The organism is Microbacterium sp. 2RAF4, assembly GCF_052115285.1.
GTDB classification, from domain to species: domain Bacteria; phylum Actinomycetota; class Actinomycetes; order Actinomycetales; family Microbacteriaceae; genus Microbacterium; species Microbacterium oxydans.
In genome coordinates this window covers 253784-271467 of record NZ_JBFRGI010000005.1, presented here as the reverse complement: position 1 = coordinate 271467, position 17684 = coordinate 253784, and the positions used below count along the sequence as shown (strand labels likewise).

General features: G+C 68.7%; 14 protein-coding genes and 1 pseudogene. 4 read left to right on the top strand and 11 right to left on the bottom strand.

The window, feature by feature from the left end; translation table 11 throughout:
* On the top strand, nt 1–1101 hold the full coding sequence (locus AB4070_RS18275; RefSeq protein WP_441981351.1) for an Rv2578c family radical SAM protein: 1101 nt from the start codon (nt 1–3) through the stop codon (nt 1099–1101).
* A gap of 46 nt (nt 1102–1147) precedes the next feature.
* Nucleotides 1148–1687, top strand: a complete 540-nt coding sequence (locus tag AB4070_RS18270) for a YaeQ family protein (RefSeq protein ID WP_441981350.1) — start codon at nt 1148–1150, stop codon at nt 1685–1687.
* Nucleotides 1688–1862: 175 nt separating this feature from the next.
* Here AB4070_RS18270 and AB4070_RS18265 read toward each other — a convergent pair whose 3' ends face one another.
* Nucleotides 1863–4028 carry a DEAD/DEAH box helicase gene (locus tag AB4070_RS18265; RefSeq protein ID WP_441981349.1) on the bottom strand — a complete coding sequence of 722 codons (2166 nt, stop codon included), beginning with the start codon at nt 4026–4028 and terminating at the stop codon, nt 1863–1865.
* A 294-nt stretch (nt 4029–4322) separates the two neighbouring features.
* Here AB4070_RS18265 and AB4070_RS18260 point away from each other — a divergent pair, with 294 nt between their 5' ends.
* The gene (locus tag AB4070_RS18260) at nt 4323–5219 is read left to right on the top strand and encodes an aldose 1-epimerase family protein (protein ID WP_441981348.1); all 897 of its coding nucleotides are present in this window, start codon (nt 4323–4325) and stop codon (nt 5217–5219) included.
* A gap of 152 nt (nt 5220–5371) precedes the next feature.
* Here AB4070_RS18260 and AB4070_RS18255 read toward each other — a convergent pair whose 3' ends face one another.
* The 10 genes from AB4070_RS18255 to AB4070_RS18210 form a co-directional block, all read right to left on the bottom strand.
* On the bottom strand, nt 5372–8584 hold the full coding sequence (locus AB4070_RS18255; RefSeq protein WP_441981347.1) for an efflux RND transporter permease subunit: 3213 nt from the start codon (nt 8582–8584) through the stop codon (nt 5372–5374).
* Between the two features lie 16 nt (nt 8585–8600).
* Nucleotides 8601–9188, bottom strand: a complete 588-nt coding sequence (locus tag AB4070_RS18250; protein WP_441981346.1) for a TetR/AcrR family transcriptional regulator — start codon at nt 9186–9188, stop codon at nt 8601–8603.
* A gap of 80 nt (nt 9189–9268) precedes the next feature.
* The gene (locus AB4070_RS18245) at nt 9269–10195 is read right to left on the bottom strand and encodes a DMT family transporter (RefSeq protein WP_441981345.1); all 927 of its coding nucleotides are present in this window, start codon (nt 10193–10195) and stop codon (nt 9269–9271) included.
* A gap of 39 nt (nt 10196–10234) precedes the next feature.
* A complete protein-coding gene (locus AB4070_RS18240) occupies nt 10235–11416 on the bottom strand; it encodes a Gfo/Idh/MocA family protein (RefSeq protein WP_441981344.1) in 1182 nt (393 codons plus the stop codon).
* 41 nt (nt 11417–11457) lie between these two features.
* On the bottom strand, nt 11458–12513 hold the full coding sequence (locus AB4070_RS18235) for a LacI family DNA-binding transcriptional regulator (protein ID WP_441981343.1): 1056 nt from the start codon (nt 12511–12513) through the stop codon (nt 11458–11460).
* 3 nt (nt 12514–12516) lie between these two features.
* Entirely contained in the window at nt 12517–13404 is an 888-nt protein-coding gene (locus AB4070_RS18230) for a carbohydrate ABC transporter permease (protein WP_282847118.1), read from the bottom strand.
* Nucleotides 13397–14356, bottom strand: a complete 960-nt coding sequence (locus AB4070_RS18225; RefSeq protein WP_441981342.1) for a carbohydrate ABC transporter permease — start codon at nt 14354–14356, stop codon at nt 13397–13399. The genes AB4070_RS18230 and AB4070_RS18225 overlap by 8 nt, the downstream gene beginning before the upstream one ends.
* A 4-nt stretch (nt 14357–14360) precedes the next feature.
* On the bottom strand, nt 14361–15629 hold the full coding sequence (locus AB4070_RS18220; protein WP_441981341.1) for an ABC transporter substrate-binding protein: 1269 nt from the start codon (nt 15627–15629) through the stop codon (nt 14361–14363).
* 187 nt (nt 15630–15816) lie between these two features.
* Nucleotides 15817–16176: a fluoride efflux transporter FluC gene (locus tag AB4070_RS18215; protein WP_441981340.1), complete on the bottom strand. Its 360-nt coding sequence runs from the start codon at nt 16174–16176 to the stop codon at nt 15817–15819.
* Nucleotides 16173–16547 (bottom strand): fluoride efflux transporter FluC, encoded by a 375-nt coding sequence (locus AB4070_RS18210; protein WP_441981339.1) that lies wholly within the window; start codon nt 16545–16547, stop codon nt 16173–16175. The genes AB4070_RS18215 and AB4070_RS18210 overlap by 4 nt, the downstream gene beginning before the upstream one ends.
* Before the next feature lie 63 nt (nt 16548–16610).
* Between AB4070_RS18210 and AB4070_RS18205 the strand changes: the two are divergent.
* Nucleotides 16611–17680: pseudogene (locus tag AB4070_RS18205) on the top strand (NAD(P)/FAD-dependent oxidoreductase); the annotation flags it as partial.
* Nucleotides 17681–17684: the final 4 nt, after the last annotated feature.

The window sequence follows — 17684 nt, the reverse complement described above, 5'->3', positions numbered from 1 at the left end:
ATGCGGTGGCAAGGACAGAAACTCGGCGAGACGGATGCGTCAGCGCTCCCCGGCCTCGAAGACCGATCCAGCGTGCTGCGCTCGGTGACAACTCCCGAGTTCGCAGACATGACGTTCCACGAGGTGCTCTCGAAGTCGGCACTGAACCATGTCCCCGGCGCCTCGCGCATGCCGTTCGCATGGACGATCAACCCCTATCGCGGATGTTCTCACGCCTGCGTCTACTGCTTCGCCCGCGGCACGCACGAGTACCTCGACCTCGACGGAGGATCCGACTTCGACTCGCAGATCGTCGTGAAGGTGAATGTCGTCGAGGTGCTCGAACGAGAGCTGCGCAAGGGCAGCTGGGAGCACGAGACCGTGGCGTTGGGCACGAACACCGATCCGTATCAGCGGGCTGAGGGGCGCTACAAACTCATGCCAGGCATCATCGAGACGCTCGCGGCATCCGGCACCCCGATCTCGATCCTCACCAAGGGGACACTGATCCGCCGCGACATCCCGCTGCTCGTGAAGGCCGCGAAGCGGGTACCGATCGATGTGCAGATGTCGATCGCGATGTACGACGACGACCTGCAGAAGGCCATCGAGCCTGGGGCGCCGACGACGCAGGCTCGGCTCGACACCGTGCGGGCACTGGCGGATGCCGGATTCCCCGTGACGGTGTTCCTCATGCCGATCATGCCGCACATGACCGACTCGCTCGCCGCGATCGACAGCGCCCTCGTGCGCATCAAAGAGGCAGGGGCGCGAAACGTCATCTACGGAGCCCTGCACCTGCGACCGGGGGTGAAGCCGTGGTTCTTCCAATGGCTCGACGCGAATCGCCCCGACCTCGTCTCGTCGTACCGAGGGCTGTATCCGGGCGCTTCTGCCGAGGCACCGAAGGGATACAGACAGTGGCTCGCGAAACGCACTCGTCCGCTCATCCGCATGCATGGGCTGGACGGCCGCCACGAAGACGACTACTCCCGCCGCGGGTTCCGACCGGGGCAGGGCCACGTGCAGTCGAGTGCAGCAACCGAGGCGGCAGCAGCAGCGGTGCGATTCACACCCAGTGCCCGAGCCGAGGCACCGCGCGCGCAGCCGATGCTCTTCTGACCGGGTGGTCGGTCTCGACTCCCGCACCCGCGTAGGCTCGGGGATCATGGCGATCGGTTCCACAGTCCACACATTCGAGGTGCAGCTCGCTGACACCGATCGCGGCGTCTACGAGGACTACTCCTTGCGAGTTGCGCGGCACCCGTCCGAGACCGATGCCTACATGCTCACGCGCGTGCTGGCCTACGGGCTCGAGTTCGCCGAGGGCATCACTTTCGGCGGCAGCATCTCGTCAACCGAGGAGCCCGCGGTTCTGGTGCGCGACCTCACCGGCCTCATCACGGCCTGGGTCGAGATCGGCGCGCCCGATGCCGAGCGCCTGCACTACGGCAGCCGGCTCGCCGAGCGCACCGTGGTCTACACCCACCGCGACCCCGCCAAGGTGATGGCGCCGTGGACGGACAAGCGCATCCACCGCCGCGAGGACATCCGCGTCTACAGCTTCGACCCCGGCTTCATCGAGGCAGCTGCCGCCCTGATCGAACGCCGCAACACGATGACCCTCACCGTCACGGAGAGCGTGATCTACGTCGACCTCAACGGCACGAACCTGACGTCGACCGTGCACGAGCACGAGCTGGCCTGACCCGTCCGCGCACCCGCGCCCCGAGTGCACGGCCTATCGCCGAATGCACGGCCTCTCGACGTCAACACCCCGTGCACTCGCCGACACCCCGTGCACTCGCCGCTCCGCGCCACGAACCCGCGCACGACGAAGGCCCCGCCCCACAGAAGTGGGACGGGGCCTTCGCGGATGAGCCTCAGGCGGTCAGGTCGGCCGCGGTCGGCACGCGACCCGCGATCTCCTCGATCACGTCGTCGTCCAGACGGGCGTTCTCGAACGGTGCGTCGATCTCGGCGCGATCGAGCAGTTCGGTCATGCGGCGCTGACGCTGGCGCGTGATCAGCGTGACGACGCGACCCGAGCGACCGGCGCGCCCGGTGCGACCCGAGCGGTGCAGGTATGTCTTGTACTCGTCGGGCGCATCGGCCTGGACGACCAGGTCGATGTCGTCGACGTGGATGCCGCGGGCGGCGACATCGGTGGCGACGAGCACGTTCACGCGGCCCGAGGTCAGACGCTCGAGGTTGCGCGTGCGCTTGGCCTGGTTCAGGTCTCCGTGCAGCGAGACGGCCGGGATGCCTGCGTCGTCGAACTGCTCGGCGAGCATGTCGGCGTAGGCGCGCGTGCGGGCGAAGACCAGCGTCTTGCCGTCACGGTCGACGAGCGACGTGAGGATGTCGGCCTTGTCGCGGTGCTCGATCACGAGCACGCGGTGCTCGATCGTGCTGGAGTCCTGGTCCTCACCGGCAACCTCGTACACGGCAGGGTCGACCAGGAACTCATCGACGAGCGCGGCGACCTCGCGGTCCAGCGTCGCCGAGAACAGCAGCTTCTGGCTGCCGTCCGCGGTGTGACGCAGGATGCGCTGCACGGGCTCGACGAAACCGAGCTCGCACATGTGGTCGGCCTCGTCGAGCACCGCGATGCGGCAGTCGGAGAGGTCGAGCTTGCCCTGGTTGATGAGGTCTTCGATGCGACCGGGGGTGCCGATCACGATGTCGACGCCCTTCTTGAGCGCACCCACCTGGCGGCCCTGCGGCACACCACCGTAGATCTGCGTGGTGAACAGGCCGACGCTGCGGGCGATCGGCTGAATGGTGCGGTCGATCTGCAGGGCGAGCTCGCGGGTCGGAGCGAGGATGATCGCGCGCGGCGAACGTCCGAACTCACGGCGCTTGCCGGCCTGCGACTGCAGCACGCGCTCGACGAGCGGTGCACCGAAGGCGATGGTCTTGCCCGAGCCGGTACGGCCGCGGGCGAGCACGTCGCGTCCGGCGAGCACGGCGGGGATGCTGGCGGCCTGGATGGGGAACGGCGTCGCCGCGCCCATTCCGACGAGGGTCTCGACGATGTTGGAGCCGAGACCCAGATCGCCGAACGTCACACCATCGACCTCGACGGCCGCGACGGACTTCGCCTCGAGGCGCTCGTGGACGACATCGTCACCGGGTGCGAACTTCGCTCCGGTCGAGGCCGGACGGCTGGTGGCGTTCCAGTCGTTGCGGCTCGGGCGCTCATTGCGTGCCGGGCGGCCACGGGTGTCCGAGGTCAGCGGACGGGGGCGCTCGGTGCGGTAGGCGCCACCGGTCGACGGACGCTCACGCCCACCCTCGAAGGAACGCTGGGTGCGGTCGCGGTCGAAAGCGCGGCGTGCGCGGTCGGCGTCGTAGGAACGCTCGGGGCGCTCGGTGCCACGATCGTTCGAGCGGGTGCGGTCGAAGCCGCGGTCATCCCGGCGCGGGCGCTCGTCGCGATCGAACCGGGGGCGGTCGTTGCCGCGGTCGTTGAAGCGGGGACGCTCTCCCCCACGGTCGCTGGTGAACCGGGGACGCTCGCCGCCACGGCGATCGTCCCGAACCGGACGTCCGCCATCGCGGTGGTCGTTGTCGCGGAAGCCCTGACGCTGGGTGCCGGCACCGCGGTCGTCACGACGCGGACGGTCGTCGAAACGGCCGCCGGCGCTGGGTCGGTCGTTGTAGCGAGGGCGCTCGGAGCGGTCGTCGTTGCGGTGATGCGGAGCCTCACGGCGCCCGGACTCGGCACGGTTGCGAATGGCGCGGGCCTCATCGCGGCCGGCGCGCTCGGACGCACCCCACCGCTGCTTGGGAGCACCGCCCTCGGCCTCGGCCGGGCGGTAGCCCCGGTGACCGGCGCTGCGGCTGCCGGGACGACGGTCGTATCCACCTGCGGCGGGAGCGGAGCGGCGGTCACCGACATCGGCGCGTCCACCGCGCTCATCGCGCGCACCGTCGCGGGCGGGCCCGCCGTTGTGGCGATCGTGGAAGGAGGTCTTCTTGGCGCCGTAGCGCGGCTCGAAGTTGGCGGCGGGACGCCCGCCGCGGGGCTTCTTGTTCTTCGGCATTACGGTGTTCTTTCTGTGTTCTCGCACGAGAACAGCGCCGCGCACACGCGCGAGCACCCAGCGCGTGGTCGGATGCGACCAGCGGGGTTCCGGACTGTCAGCGGCCGGGGCCATTCATGTGATGGTTGATTTGCGTCGATCGACGCTCACCATCGGCCCCTGGACTCACACTTCACACACATAAAACGTCCGCGCCAACGCGCGGGTGTCCGAAGCCGACCGTTCAAGTGTAGCCGACGCTCCTGAGAGACCGCACAGACCCCGGTGCCGAGCGGGTGCCCCTACGCTGAGGGAGTGATTTCCGTCTCTCCCACCGGCACCCAGATCGCCCTGCAGCTCGGCGACGTCACCGCGCAGATCGCTCAGGTCGGAGCCTCGCTCCGTTCGCTGCGCGTCGGGGGCGTCGACCTCGTGCCGCCGTACCCCGAGGACTCTCCGACCCCGTCGTGCTCCGGAGTGGTTCTCGCGCCGTGGCCGAACCGCGTGCGCGACGGACGATGGGACGATGCGGGCACGGTCAGACAGCTCGCCATCACGGAGCCCAAACTCGGCAACGCGAGCCACGGCCTGCTGCGTTTCACCTCGTACGAGGTCGCCCAGACCGAGACGGCGGCGGTTCTCCGCGCGACGATCGTGCCGCAGACCGGATACCCGTACCTGATCGAGACCGCCGTCACGTACACCCTGACCGCCGACGGCATCGATGTCGCGCACACGCTGACCAACCGGTCGGCCGACCGCGCCCCGGTCGCGCTCGGAACCCACCCCTTCGTCACGATCGGCGACGTCGACCCGCACGACCTCGTCCTGCGAATCCCCGCCGGGACCGCCATCGAGACCGACGACCGGATGCTGCCCACCGGCACCCGCCCGGCCGATGCCGCTCTGCGTGAGGGCGTGCGCCTCGGCGATGTCTCGCTCGACACCGGCTTCGCGGACCTGACCCGCGACGCGGACCGCATCGTCCGTCATTCCCTCACCGCACCGGACGGCCGACGGGTCACGCTCTGGCAGGGCGAGGGCTTCGACTACGTGCAGGTGTACACCACGCCCGCCTATCCCGGACAGAGCCTGGCCGTCGCGATCGAGCCGATGACCGCGCCCGCCGATGCCCTGAACAGCGGCCTCGGCATCCGGCACCTCGACCCCGACGAGACCTGGACCCTGCACTGGGGCATCGCCCTGAGCTGAGCGGCCCACCCAAGCCCCTCCGCGCTCATCCTCCGCGCTCATCCTCCGCGAAAACGGAGACCGAATGACGCCCGGCCGGCGAGTCAGATGGGGACTCGCCGGGCGCGGCGTACATGGTCTCCGTTTCGGCCGGACGGAGCCGCGAGCGCGACCTACTCCCCGCGATCTCGCAGCTCGCGCCGCGTGAGCTGAGGCGCGTGCGGGAGGCCGGACGCGTCGATCAGAACCGGGGCACCGGGACCCGTCGCGGCGGCAGGTGCGGCGGGACCGGCCGGAGCTTCCGGAGCGGGCGCTCCCCCGGCATCCGAGCCACCGGCCTTGCGCGCAGCACGACGCTCCTTGGCACCCTCGACGAGGTTGTAGAGCGTCGGCAGCACGATCAGCGTCAGCACGGTCGACGAGATCAGACCGCCGATCACGACGATGGCGAGCGGCTGCGAGATGAAGCCGCCGTGGCCCGTGATGCCGAGCGCCATCGGAGTCAGGGCCAGGATCGTCGCGAGCGCGGTCATCAGGATCGGCCGCAGACGCTTCTCGCCACCGGCCTTGACCGCCTCGATGGTCGAAAGCCCCTTCTCCCGATACTGGTTCACGAGGTCGACGAGCACGATCGCGTTCGTCACCACGATGCCGATGAGCATCAGCACGCCGATCAGCGACGCGACGCCGAGCGGCACACCCGTGATGATCTGCAGCAGGATCGCCCCGGTCGCCGCGAACGGCACCGAGATGAGCAGCAGCAGCGGCTGGCGCAGCGACTTGAAGGTCGCGACCATGACCACGTAGACGATCAGGATGGCCGCGAGCATCGCCAGGCCCAGCTGCGAGAACGAGTCGGCCTGCTGCGACGCCACGCCACCCACCTCGGCGGATGCACCGTCGGGCAGGTCGACCGCGGCGAGCGCGGTGTTCACGGACTGCGTGGCCGTGGCGAGGTTGTCCGACGCCGGCGGCACGGTGACCGTCGCGGTACGACGGCCCTGCTCGGTCGTGATCGAGGTCGGCCCGTTCTGCTGCTCGACGGTCGCGATGTCCTGCAGCTGCACGATGCCGGTCGGCGTCGGGATGGTGAGCTGCTTCAGTGCGTCGACCGTGGTCGGCGGGTTCGGAGTGACGATGTAGACCGTCAGCGCGGTGTCGTCGATCTCGACGGATCCGGCCTGCTGCGGGCGCATGGTGCCCGAGACGATGGCACCCACCGCGACCTCGGAGAGTCCACGCTGTGCCGCGGCTTCCCGGTCGACCACGACGGCGATGTAGGGCAGCGACGCGGCGAGGTTGTCGCTCACCTGACCGACGCCGTCCTTTCCGTCGAGCTCCTCGACGAGCGCGGTGGTCGCCGTCTGGAGGTCGTCCGAGCTCGAGGCGCTGACCGTGATCTCGATGTCGCTCGATCCGAAGCCGGCCGAGGCAGAGACCGCGACATCTCCGACATCGTCACCGAGGCCGTCGATCGCATCCTGCACATCCGCGCGGAGCTTCTCCTGGTCGGCGTTCGAGTCGGTGAGCACCGAGTACGTGACGCCCGCGCCGCCCGAGAAGGCGTCGCTGAGCGCCGAACCGCTGGTGCCGATCGAGGCCTGCACGTGCTCGATGCCGTCGATGTCGAGCAGGGCATCCTCGACCGCGACCGCCGCATCCGACTTGGCCTGCAGACTCGCCGTCGGACCGAGGTCCTGCGTGATGGTCATGGTGTTCTGACCGGAGTCGCCGAGGAAGTTGACCTTCATCAGCGGCGCTGCGGCGAGCGTGGCGCCGAGCACGACGACCGCGAGGATCACCGTGACACCGGAGTGCTTGAGCGTCCAGCCCAAAATCGGACGGTACTGGCGCTGCAGCCACGTCGGCGGAGCGTCAGGGTGCTCCGGGTCGGTCGCGTCGCCGTGCTCGTCGAGCAACGGCTTGCCCGGCTTGAGGAACCAGTAGGCGAGCACCGGCACGATCGTCAGGGCGACGAGGAGCGAGGCGACCATCGCGATCGTCACGGTCATCGCGAACGGGCGGAACAGCTCTCCGACCATGTCGCCGACGAAGACGATCGGCAGGAACACCGCCACGGTCGTGATGGTCGACGCCGTGATCGCCATGGCGACCTCGCGCACGGCGAGGCGGATCGCATCGCCCTTGTCGGCGTCGCCCACGTAGTGACGTTTGATGTTCTCGATCACGACGATCGAGTCGTCGACCACGCGGCCGATCGCGATCGTGAGCGCACCGAGGGTCAGCACGTTCAGCGAGTAGCCGAACGCCTGCAGCCCGATGAAGGTGATGAGCACGCTGGTGGGGATCGAGATCGCGGTGACGAGGGTGGAGCGCACCGACATCAGGAAGACGAGGATCACGAGCACCGCGAACACCAGGCCGAGCATTCCCTCGGTGGCGAGCGTCTCGATCGACTGCACGATGAACGGAGCCTGGTCGAAGATCACCGTGAAGGTCGCGTCCGGGAAGGCATCGCCGATCGTGTCGAGCGCGGCGATCACGCCGTTGGACACCTCGACGGTGTTCGCGGCCGGGAGTTTGGTGATGGAGATCGACAGCGCATCCTTGCCGTCGACACGGGAGATGGAGGTGACGGGGTCGGACTCCTGCACGACCGTCGCGACATCGCCGATCGTGACGTCGCTGCCGACCAGCGGAAGGGCGGCGATCTCCTCGACCGAGGTGATCTTCGCCCCGGTCTGCACCGTCAGCGTCTGACCGTTCTCGGTGATGTCGCCACCGGGGAACAGCGTGCCGTTCTGGTCGAGTGCGTCGTTGATCGCCGAGGTGCTCTGGCCCGCAGCAGCGAGCTTCGCCACGTCGGGCGTGATGCTGATGCGCTGACCGACCCCGCCCACGATCTCGGCCGCGTTGACGCCGTCGACGTCTTCGAGTTCGGGGATCGCGACGGATTCGAGCTGGGCCTGCGCGTTGTCTGCGTCCTCGAACCCGGTGACGGCCACCTGGATCACGGGGAAGTCGTCGATGGAGACCGACAGCACCTGTGGCGTCACATCCTCCGGCAGTTGCGAGGAGATGCGGTTGATCGCCTGCTGGATCTTCTGCTCTGCCGTGGCGAGGTTGGTGCCGTAGGCGAACATCGCCTGCACGATCGACGCGTTGGTGGTGCTGGTCGCCGTCGTCGACTCCAGGCCGGGGACGCCCTGGATCGCCGCTTCGACCGGCGTGGAGACGTCGTTCTCGACGACCTCCGGCGATGCACCGGGGTAGGTCGTCATGACGACGAGCGCCGGCAACTCGAGCGAGGGGATGAGCTCCTGCTTGAGGTTCGTGAGCGCGAGGCCGCCGAACACCGCCGCGACGATGGTGATCAGGGCGATGAGCGCGCGGTTCTTGAGGCTCAGGATGGCGAGTTTCGACAAGGCGGTTTCCTCGGTGTCAGGGTGTGGCTGTCGCTGCGGAGGGGGTGGAGACGGAATCTCCGAGGATCCGCGCCAGTGCGGACTCGATGAACGATTGGGCAAGGCGGTCGTCGCGGATCTGCGTGCTCCACATGACGCCGTCGATGAAGATCATCGCCGCTCTGGCACGGTCTTCGCCATAGGTCGGCGTGAGCAGGTCGACCAGCCGGTCCGACAGATGACGGGCCAGATCGCGCAGGCGGGGGTCGTGCACGGCGGCGGTGACCACGGCACGGTCAGCCTGCACCGCGTGATGGTCGTCCATGCTCTCGAACACCAGCGCAGCGATGACGTCGGGGGTGTCACCGCGTTCGGCGATGGTCTGACGCACTCCGTCGAGACGGGCATCGACCTCTTCCGCAAGTGCGCGGAACGCGGCAGCCCTGAGGTCGTCGAGGGTGTCGAAGTACTGCGTCGTCGCCCCGAGCGGCACCCCGGCACGCGCGGCGACCATGCGGTGTGTGACGGCTTCGGCGCCCACCTCGACGATGAGCTCGGCTGTCGCGGTCACGATCTCCCGACGGCGCGCTTCAGGGTCACGTCGCCGACGCTCCCCGTTCTTCATCCCGCCCCCTTGGACATCCGTACATGTACGTTTGTACATTTCAGGATTGTGAAGACGCTGGGAGGCGACGTCGCCCCGGGTCACTCCTTCATCCGGATGACGACGAGCATCCCGATGAGCGTGAGGGCGATGCCGACGACCTGCACCGGGGCCGGGAGCGCGGCAAGGCCCAGGAGCACCGAGGCGATGCCCACCAGCGGCGGTACTGCGAGACCGAGCAGCGCGGTGTAGGACGGGCCCGCGGTGAGGATGAGCCGGTGCTGCAGCAGATAGGCGGGCACGTAGATGCCGAGGCCGAGTACCGCCAGCACGGCGATGCTGAGGGGTTCGATCGATCCACCGACGCTCACCTCTATGACCGCCCAGACCACGAGCGGAACGCTCCCGAGCGCGAAGATCGGCAGGATGCGCGGAGCGATCGGGCCGGAGCGCCCGCGGTTCACGTGGGCGAAGAGCAATCCGTAGACCGACATGGACAGCATCGCCGCCACTGCGGCGAGCACACCCCCGGCGACGTTCGCCTCCGCTCCCCCGCCGATCCGCGGAGCGACGTACAGCACGGCACCGACCATCGCGACGACGGTCGCCGCGAGCACGAGTGGATGCATGCGCGTACGCGCCAGAGCATGCTCGAGCAGCAGCACCACCACGGGCGAGAGCGCCAGGACGAGGCTGGGGATCGCGGGCCCCGCGAGCGCGATGGCAAGGGTCGAGAGCACCGTGTATCCGGCGACTCCGGTGATGGCGAGGACGGTGAGCTGCCCTGCCGTGTACCGCAGAGCGATCCGCGGGGAGGAGCGGGCGACGGCCACGACCAGCAGGAGCCCGAGTGCGGCGAAAGCCGTGCGCCCTGCCGACACCACCCCCACGCCCGCACCCTGCAGAGCGATTCCCGCGATGACCCACGTCGCGGCGAGGAGCACCACGAGTCCGAGCGACTCCCCCACGAGCCGCGCGCGCCCGGTCATCGACCAGACCGTCGGCGCATCGTCTCGCAGTGCCTTCATGACTGCCAGGATCTCAGACCAGGCGTTCGGACCAGGCGTTCAGACCAGTGCGGCCTCGACCTGCCCGCGCTCGAAGTAGGCGACGAGCTCGGGGTCCAGCGGCGGAATCTCGATCGCCGATCCGTCACCCCGCAGCGAGGCGGTCGCGAGGATGCCGGCTGCGACGGCTTCGCGGGCCGCGACGGGCGACGTCTCGGTGAGTCCGCCGTGGCGCACGAAGCGCAGGAACTCCGCGACGAGCAGCGCGTCCGCACCGTCGTGTCCGGCGTCGGGGACCTCGGGGACGATGAAGGTCTCGTCGGCCGCCGCTGCCCCGGCATGACGCCGATTCCACAGCTTGACCTCGCTGCCGGCCACGTCGCCGAAATTCTCGATGCGCCCCTCGGTGCCGATCACCGTGTAGTTGCGCCAGTAGTCGGGCGTGAAGTGGCACTGCTGGTACGACGCGAAGATGCCACCCTCCAACTGCATGTTCACCATCGAGATGTCCTCGACGTCCACGACGGGGTGCAGTCCCGTCAGCGCGGTCGGCGGCCAGTTGTCCATGCTGAACCAGTCCGGCATCCGCTCCCCGGTGCGGTCACGCCGGTCGGTGATGTCGCCGTACACGCTCAGCGCGCCCATCGCCGAGACTCGCTCGCTGTAGGCGCCGGCGAGCCAGTGGATGATGTCGATGTCGTGGGCGCCCTTCTGCAGCAGCAGTCCCGTCGTGCGGCGGCGATCGGCGTGCCAGTCCTTGAAGTAGAAGTCGCCGCCGTGTCCGACGAAGTGCCGCACCCACACGGCCTTGACCTGTCCGATGCGTCCGCTCTGGATCAGGCCTCGCATCAGCGTGATCACCGGCATGTGGCGCATGTTGTGTCCGATGTAGAGTCCCGTGCCGGTGCGGCGTGCGGTCTCGAGCATCCGGTCGGCGTCGGCGAGGTCGATCGCGAGGGGCTTCTCGCAGAACACCGGCACCCCGGCTTCGAGGGCGCGGATGCTGAGCGCGGCGTGCGTGTCGTCGGGGGTGAGCACCATCACGGCGTCGACGCCCGAGGAGAGCAGTTCGTCGAGTGAGTCGGTGATGAGCGCGTCCGGCACGAGGAGACGGGCGTCCTCACGAGCGCGCAGGGCGAGGTCGCACACGGCGGTGATGCGGGAGCCGTGGCCGGGCCGATGCACCTCTTCCTGCAGGGTCGAGCGCGCGCCGAAGCCGATGATGCCGATCTGGAGATCCACGATGGTCCTTCTTGTGTGATGAGTCTGTGCGGATGCCGAGGTCAACGGGCCCGCGGTGCGGGGGCGTCGAGGTCGGTCGATCCGCCGGGGAAGAGCGTCCATGCGAACTCGTGCAGGCGCCCTGGTGCGGGGTCGGTCTCGAGGGCGCGGTCGACGATGATGCGCGCCTGCCGCTCGTAGAAATCGGTCGGACCGACGGTCGTGAGGGTGGGCGCGATCAGGCGGGCGTCCGGGGTGTTGCCGACCCCCACCACCGCGACATCGTGCGGCACGCGGAGGCCGAGCATGTGCGCGGCGTTGATCGTGGCGATCGCCGCGAAGTCGGTGGTGGCGTAGACGGCGTGCGGCCGGTTCTCGCCGGACAGCAGCTCGACCGCAGCGGTGAACGCGCTCGCCTGGGTGTCCGCGTAGGTCACCGTCCAGGCAGGGTCGGGCACGAGGCCGGCCGCAGCGAGTTTCTCGACATACGGCGTGTAGCGGGTCACCTGCTCGTCGGCGAGGCGTACCGCCCCCTCCGCGGCGATGCACCCGATCGCGGTGTGCGTCTCCAGCAGATGATCTATCGCGATCTCGCAACCGGGGATCGCATCGGAGCGGATGACGTCGAAGCCGTCCGGGTCCAGATGCTCGGAGAACACCACGAGGCGCTGTCCGCGGCGTACGAGGTCGGCGAGGTTCTGCCGCGCCGCATCGTCGAGCCCGACGCCGTCGAGGTAGGCCACGTCGCTCTCGACCCGGTCGAGGGCCGCGTGCCAGTCGCCGTCCGCGAGGATCAGCGTGGTGAGCCCGTGCCTGTTCGCCTCGGCATTCACAGCATCGGCCACGGCCAGGGACCACGGGTCGCTCAGCATGTGCAGCGAGAGCTGCACCATGCCGCTGCGTCCGGTGCGGATCGCCCGTGCCGCACTGTTGGGACGGTAGTTCAGTTCGTCAGCGGCCGCCAGCACACGAGCCGCCGTGGCTTCGGCGACACCGGTCCCATTCGCCCCTGAGCGTCCGGAGAACACGTAGGACACCGTCGCCGTCGACACTCCCGCCCGCTCGGCGACCATCCTCAGGGTCGGACGACGCGGGACCTGATGCTCGCTCTTGGCCATGCCTCAGCCCTTCGATCCGCTGAACGCGATGCCCTGGATGAACTGTCGCTGCAGCACCATGAAAGTCACCAGCATGGGGAGCGTCGCCAGCAGCGCGCCCGCCATCAGCACCGGATAGTCCGTGCCGTGGATGCCGACGAGCTGCGACAGGCCGACCGACAGCGGCATCTTGGCGGGATCGGTCGTCACGATCAACGGCCAGAGCAGATCGTTCCAGGACCACAGCACAGTGAACACCACAAGTGCGATGATGCCAGGCTTCGCGAGCGGAACCATGATCCGCCAGAACGTCTGCCACGGATTGGCACCGTCGATGCGGGCGGCCTCCTCGAGCTCGGCGGGCATCGACATGAAGAACTGCCGCATCAGGAAGGTTCCGAAAGCGCTGAAGATGCCGGGCACGATGAGCGCCTGCAGGGTGTTCAGCCAGCCGAGCGATTGGATGATCTCGTACTGCGGCAGCAGGTACAGCTGCGACGGCACCATGAGCACCGACAGGAACACCACGAACAGGGCGTTGCGGCCGGGGAACGGGATGCGTGCGAACGCGTAGCCCGCCATGGTGCAGAGCACCACCTGACCGACCGTGCGACCGACGGTGAGCCACACCGAGTTCAGGAACATCTGCGCGAACGGCATCGAGTCGAACACCTCGGCGAAGTTCGTGAACACCCACTCGCGCGGCAGGAACGACGGGGGCACCTGCACCGAGTCGGACAGCGTCTTGAACGAGGTGAGCAGCTGCCAGACGAAGGGGAAGACCATCAGCACCGCGCCGAGCGCGAGTACGAGGTGCACGATCCAGAGGCCGCGGTTCTTCGGCTTCCCCGCGCCGGAGCGCGCGGGCTTCGCGCCCACGATGGCACGCGTGTCGAGCGAGACGTCACTCATAGTGCACCCACTTCTTCTGCAGACGGAACTGCACGATCGTGAGGATCAGGATGATCACCAACAGCAGGAAGGCGACGGCGGCCGCGTAACCGCGGTCGTTGTCGAGGAAACCCGCTTCGTAGAACAGGTAGACGACCGTCCGGGTGTTCGGCATCGCGGGGTTGCTGCGGCCGAGCATCATGTAGATGAGATCGAACACCTGCAGCGCCCCGATCACGCTGATGACGCTGACGAAGAAGATCGAGGGCGACAGCAGCGGGATCGTGATGGAGAAGAATTTGCGCACGGGTCCTGCGCCGTCGAGGTCGGCCGCCTCCATGATGGTGTCGGGGATGCCCTGGAGCCCGGCGAGGAAGATGACGATGTTCGTGCCGAGGCCCGCCCAGATGCCGACGACGGCGATCGCGATCAAGGCCGTGTTCGGATCGGTGAGCCAGCTGCGCCCCTCGATGCCGACGGCGGCGAGCGCGGCATTCAGCACGCCGTAGTCGCCGTTGTAGATCATTCGCCAGACGAGCGCGATCGCCGCGGGCATGGTGACCACGGGGATGAAGTACAGCGTGCGATAGGCGCTGCGGCCCTTGAGTCCTGTGGTGTTCAGCAGCGCGGCGATACCGACCGCGAGCGGGATGCCGATCAGAGCGATGACCGTGTAGATCGCGGTGTTGCGCAGAGCTCCGATCAGCTCGGGGTCCTGGAACAGGCGCGTGTAGTTGTCGAGGCCGACCCACTCGGCCCCGCCGAACGGACCGGACTTCGTGAACGAGATGATGAGGGTGCGGACGGTCGGCCAGAGGTAGAAGACGGCGATGCCCAGGGCCGTGGGGCCGAGGAAGACCAGCGCCCACCAGGCCGAGGCCCCTGGGCTCCGTCGACGGCGGCGGGGGGCGGATGCCGGGGTCGCCGACATCCGCTCCGCCGACTCGACCGCGCGTGGCGCGATGACGGTCATGAGGTCACTCCTGCTCGGCGTCCAGGGCCGCCTGCATCTGGGCGGCGAGGTCCTGGAGACCCTCCTTCGGCGAGACCGCACCCGACCAGACCTGCGAGAGCACCTCGCTCTCGATGCTCGTCCACGCCGAGGTGTTCTTCGACACCGGGTAGGGCACGGCGTTCTCGAGCGCGTCGATGTAGACCTGCAGGTCGTACTGCGGCAGGGCGTCGACCCAGGCCTGCTGCGTCCCGTCGAACGCGGGGATCACGGTGCCGGTCTCGGCCTGGATCTTCGCGGCCTGCTCCCCGGAGGCGAAGGCGGCGAACTGCTTGGCCTCGGCGAGGTGCGCGCTCTTGGCGTTGGCGACGTTGCCGACGCCATGGATCACGCTCTGGTTGCCCTCGGCGCCGGTAGGAAGCGGAGCCACGTCGACGCTGCCGCCGATGTCGGCGTTGTCCGCATAGGCGATGGCCGCCCACGATCCGTTCTGGAACATGGCGACCTTGCCGGAGAGGAAGAAGTCCTCGGGGTTGGTGTCGGTCATCTGCTGCGCCGTGGGCGAGGACCCTGCGGCGATCAGGTCGGTCCACAGCTCGATGCCGGCGAGGGCCTCGGGCGAACCGTAGCCGCTCTTGGTGCCGTCGGCGGAGATGACCTCGCCACCGGCCTGCGCGATCGAGTTGTAGAAGTTCTCCTGGCCGTACTGGCTCGCGGCCACGCCGAACTGCCCCTTGGCGGGGTCGGTGAGCTTCGCGGCCGCGGCGGTGAAGTCGTCCCACGTCCAGTCGGCCGAGGGGTATCCGACCCCGGCCGCATCGAACAGCGCCTTGTTGTACCAGAGCGCGACGGTGTCGAAGTCCTTCGGCGCCCCGTAGAGCTTCCCGTCGTAGGTGTAGAGGTCGACCAGGCCCTGCGGGTAGTCGGCGGCGTCGATCCCGCCGTCGTCGAGCGGGGCGAGCTGACCGTTCGAGGCGTAGAGCTGGAAGTTCGGGCCGTTCATCCAGAAGACGTCGGCCGCGGAGCCACCCGTCGCGGCGGTCTGCAGCTTGGTGAAGTACTCCTTGTACGGGGTCACCTGGATGTCGATCGTGACGTTCGGGTGCTCCTTCGTGAACGCCGCGGCGATGTCCTCCATCGCGGGCTTCTGGTTCTCGTCCCAGATGGCGTAGCTCAGGCTGACCTCGCCGTCGGAGCTTCCTCCCCCGGTTCCGGACGAGCAGGCGCTGAGGGCGAGGACGGCTGCGGCTGACGCGGCGAGGGCGCCGAGAGCGCGGCGGGTCGTACGGGGCATCGGTGTCTCCTTCGACAGTGCACGGGTGCGCGGTTTCTCCGCTTGTTAATCGTTTAGCGTTAATCGATTAGCAAGCAGGTTACCGCGAGGTCCCACCCCTCGCAACCATCGAGTCGTTCGCATGGCGCGAATGGTCCGATCGGGGGGGCGGATGCACCCCTTTTCGTGATTCGAAAGACCCGAGGGGCTACAGAACGGAACCGAGAGCCAGACCGAGAGCCGCGGCGAGCAGCCCGAGCAGCAGCATCCCCATCGCGTTGAAGGCCGACGCCGGGCGCTCCCCGTCACGCCACAACGCGACCGTGTCGAGCATCGCCGTGCTGAAGGTCGTGTACCCGCCGAGCAGCCCTGCCCCGAGGAGGAAGGCCGCGTCAGGCAGCGCGGTGGTGACGAGTCCGAGCGCGAACGAGCCGGTGAGGTTGACGAGGAGGATGCCCCAGGGGAAACGGCGCCCCACCAGCCGGGCCGCTCCGAGATCGACGAGGTAGCGCAGCACCGCGCCCGCCCCTCCGGCGAGCGCTGCGCCGATGAAGAGGAGCGGACTCACGATGCCCCTCCCGCGCGCGGCCGACCGAGACGCAGCCCCAGAGCCGCCGCGGCGAGCCCGAGCGCAAGGCTGCCGACCGCATAGGCGACGGCGATGACGGGGGCGTCCATCCACAGGGAGAGGGTGCCCGTCATGAAGGCGCTGTAGGTGGTGAAGCCTCCGAGCACGCCGGTGCCGAGCGCGAGTCGGAGCTCGGCCGTGGCGGGCAGGCGCGCGGCCAGCAGTCCGATCAGGAAGGCCCCGACGACGTTCGCGACCAGCACGGCCATGGGGAAGCCCCCGGCATCAGGCAGCATGAGCCCCAGCCCGAGCCGTGCCGCAGTTCCCGCCGTGCCGCCGGCGGCGACCAGGAGGATGCGGCGAAGGTTCACGTCCGCCACTGTAGTCGCCGCCTGACAGCGGACCGTCCGGATGTCAAGGCGGTGGATACCGGGATGTGCACGGCGTTGACTGAGCGCATGAATCCCCTGTGGAAGTTCGACCGGACCCTGCCGACCGGAACACCTCTCGAGTCCGGCGCGCGCCATGACGTCGTGATCGTGGGCGCCGGGCTCACCGGACTCTCGACGGCGGTCATGCTCACCAGAGCGGGGCTCGACGTGGCGGTGATCGACGCCGGCGGGATCGCCGAGCTCGCCAGCGGTGCGAACACAGGAAAGCTGTCCCTGCTGCAGGGCGCACAGCTCGCGACGATCCGTCGACATCATCCGGCAGAGCTCGTGCGCGCCTACGTGGATGCCAACCGCTCGGGAATGGAATGGCTGCTCGCGTTCGCCGAGCTCTCGGGTGTTCCGTTCACCCGCCACACGGACCATTCCTACGCCCAGGGCCCTGACGGCATCGACACGGTGGACGAGCAGCATGCCGCTGCTCGCGAGGCGGGCCTGCCGTCCAGGGTGCTGTCGCCCACCGAGCTCCCGCCCACCCGTTCCCCGTGGCGGCCGCGGTGGCGCTGGACGATCAGGTCGCCATCGATCCCGTCGCCGTCGCGGTGGCGCTGGCCGCGGAACTGCTCTCCTCGGGCGGGACTCTGCACACAGGCGTCAGGGCGACAGGCACGCGGGCGCTCGCCGGACGCGTCGACACCGCACAGGGACCGCTCTTCGCCGAACACATCGTGCTCGCGACCGGCACGCCCATCACGGACCGCGGGCTCTACTTCGCCAAGGTGCGGGGGCTCCGGTCGTACTGCGTGTCGTTCCGGGTTCCCGGGGATGTTCCGGAGGGCACGTTCCTCTCGGTCGACGGACCCACCCGGTCGATCCGTCCCGTGACCGTGGCGGATGGCCCAGGCAGCGGGGCCCGGCTCGTCGTCGGAGGCAACGGCCACCCGGTCGGCCGCTCCGACAGCGAGGCAGCTGCAGTGGAGGACCTCGTCGCGTGGACGCAGCTGCATTTCCCCGGCGCCGAGGAGACGCATCGGTGGTCGGCGCAGGACTATGAGTCGCACGACCTCATCCCGTTCGTCGGGGCGATGCCGCGCGGCCTCGGCCGCATCCGCTTCGCGA

What these genes read in the sequence shown, in the direction of transcription:
- AB4070_RS18235 (WP_441981343.1), bottom strand. Translation starts at nt 12,513, where the DNA reads ATGGCCAAGAGCGAGCATCAGGTCCCGCGTCGTCCGACCCTGAGGATG.
- AB4070_RS18270 (WP_441981350.1), top strand. Translation starts at nt 1,148, where the DNA reads ATGGCGATCGGTTCCACAGTCCACACATTCGAGGTGCAGCTCGCTGAC.
- AB4070_RS18230 (WP_282847118.1), bottom strand. Translation starts at nt 13,404, where the DNA reads ATGAGTGACGTCTCGCTCGACACGCGTGCCATCGTGGGCGCGAAGCCC.
- AB4070_RS18225 (WP_441981342.1), bottom strand. Translation starts at nt 14,356, where the DNA reads ATGACCGTCATCGCGCCACGCGCGGTCGAGTCGGCGGAGCGGATGTCG.
- AB4070_RS18245 (WP_441981345.1), bottom strand. Translation starts at nt 10,195, where the DNA reads ATGAAGGCACTGCGAGACGATGCGCCGACGGTCTGGTCGATGACCGGG.
- AB4070_RS18220 (WP_441981341.1), bottom strand. Translation starts at nt 15,629, where the DNA reads ATGCCCCGTACGACCCGCCGCGCTCTCGGCGCCCTCGCCGCGTCAGCC.
- AB4070_RS18275 (WP_441981351.1), top strand. Translation starts at nt 1, where the DNA reads ATGCGGTGGCAAGGACAGAAACTCGGCGAGACGGATGCGTCAGCGCTC.
- AB4070_RS18265 (WP_441981349.1), bottom strand. Translation starts at nt 4,028, where the DNA reads ATGCCGAAGAACAAGAAGCCCCGCGGCGGGCGTCCCGCCGCCAACTTC.
- AB4070_RS18250 (WP_441981346.1), bottom strand. Translation starts at nt 9,188, where the DNA reads ATGAAGAACGGGGAGCGTCGGCGACGTGACCCTGAAGCGCGCCGTCGG.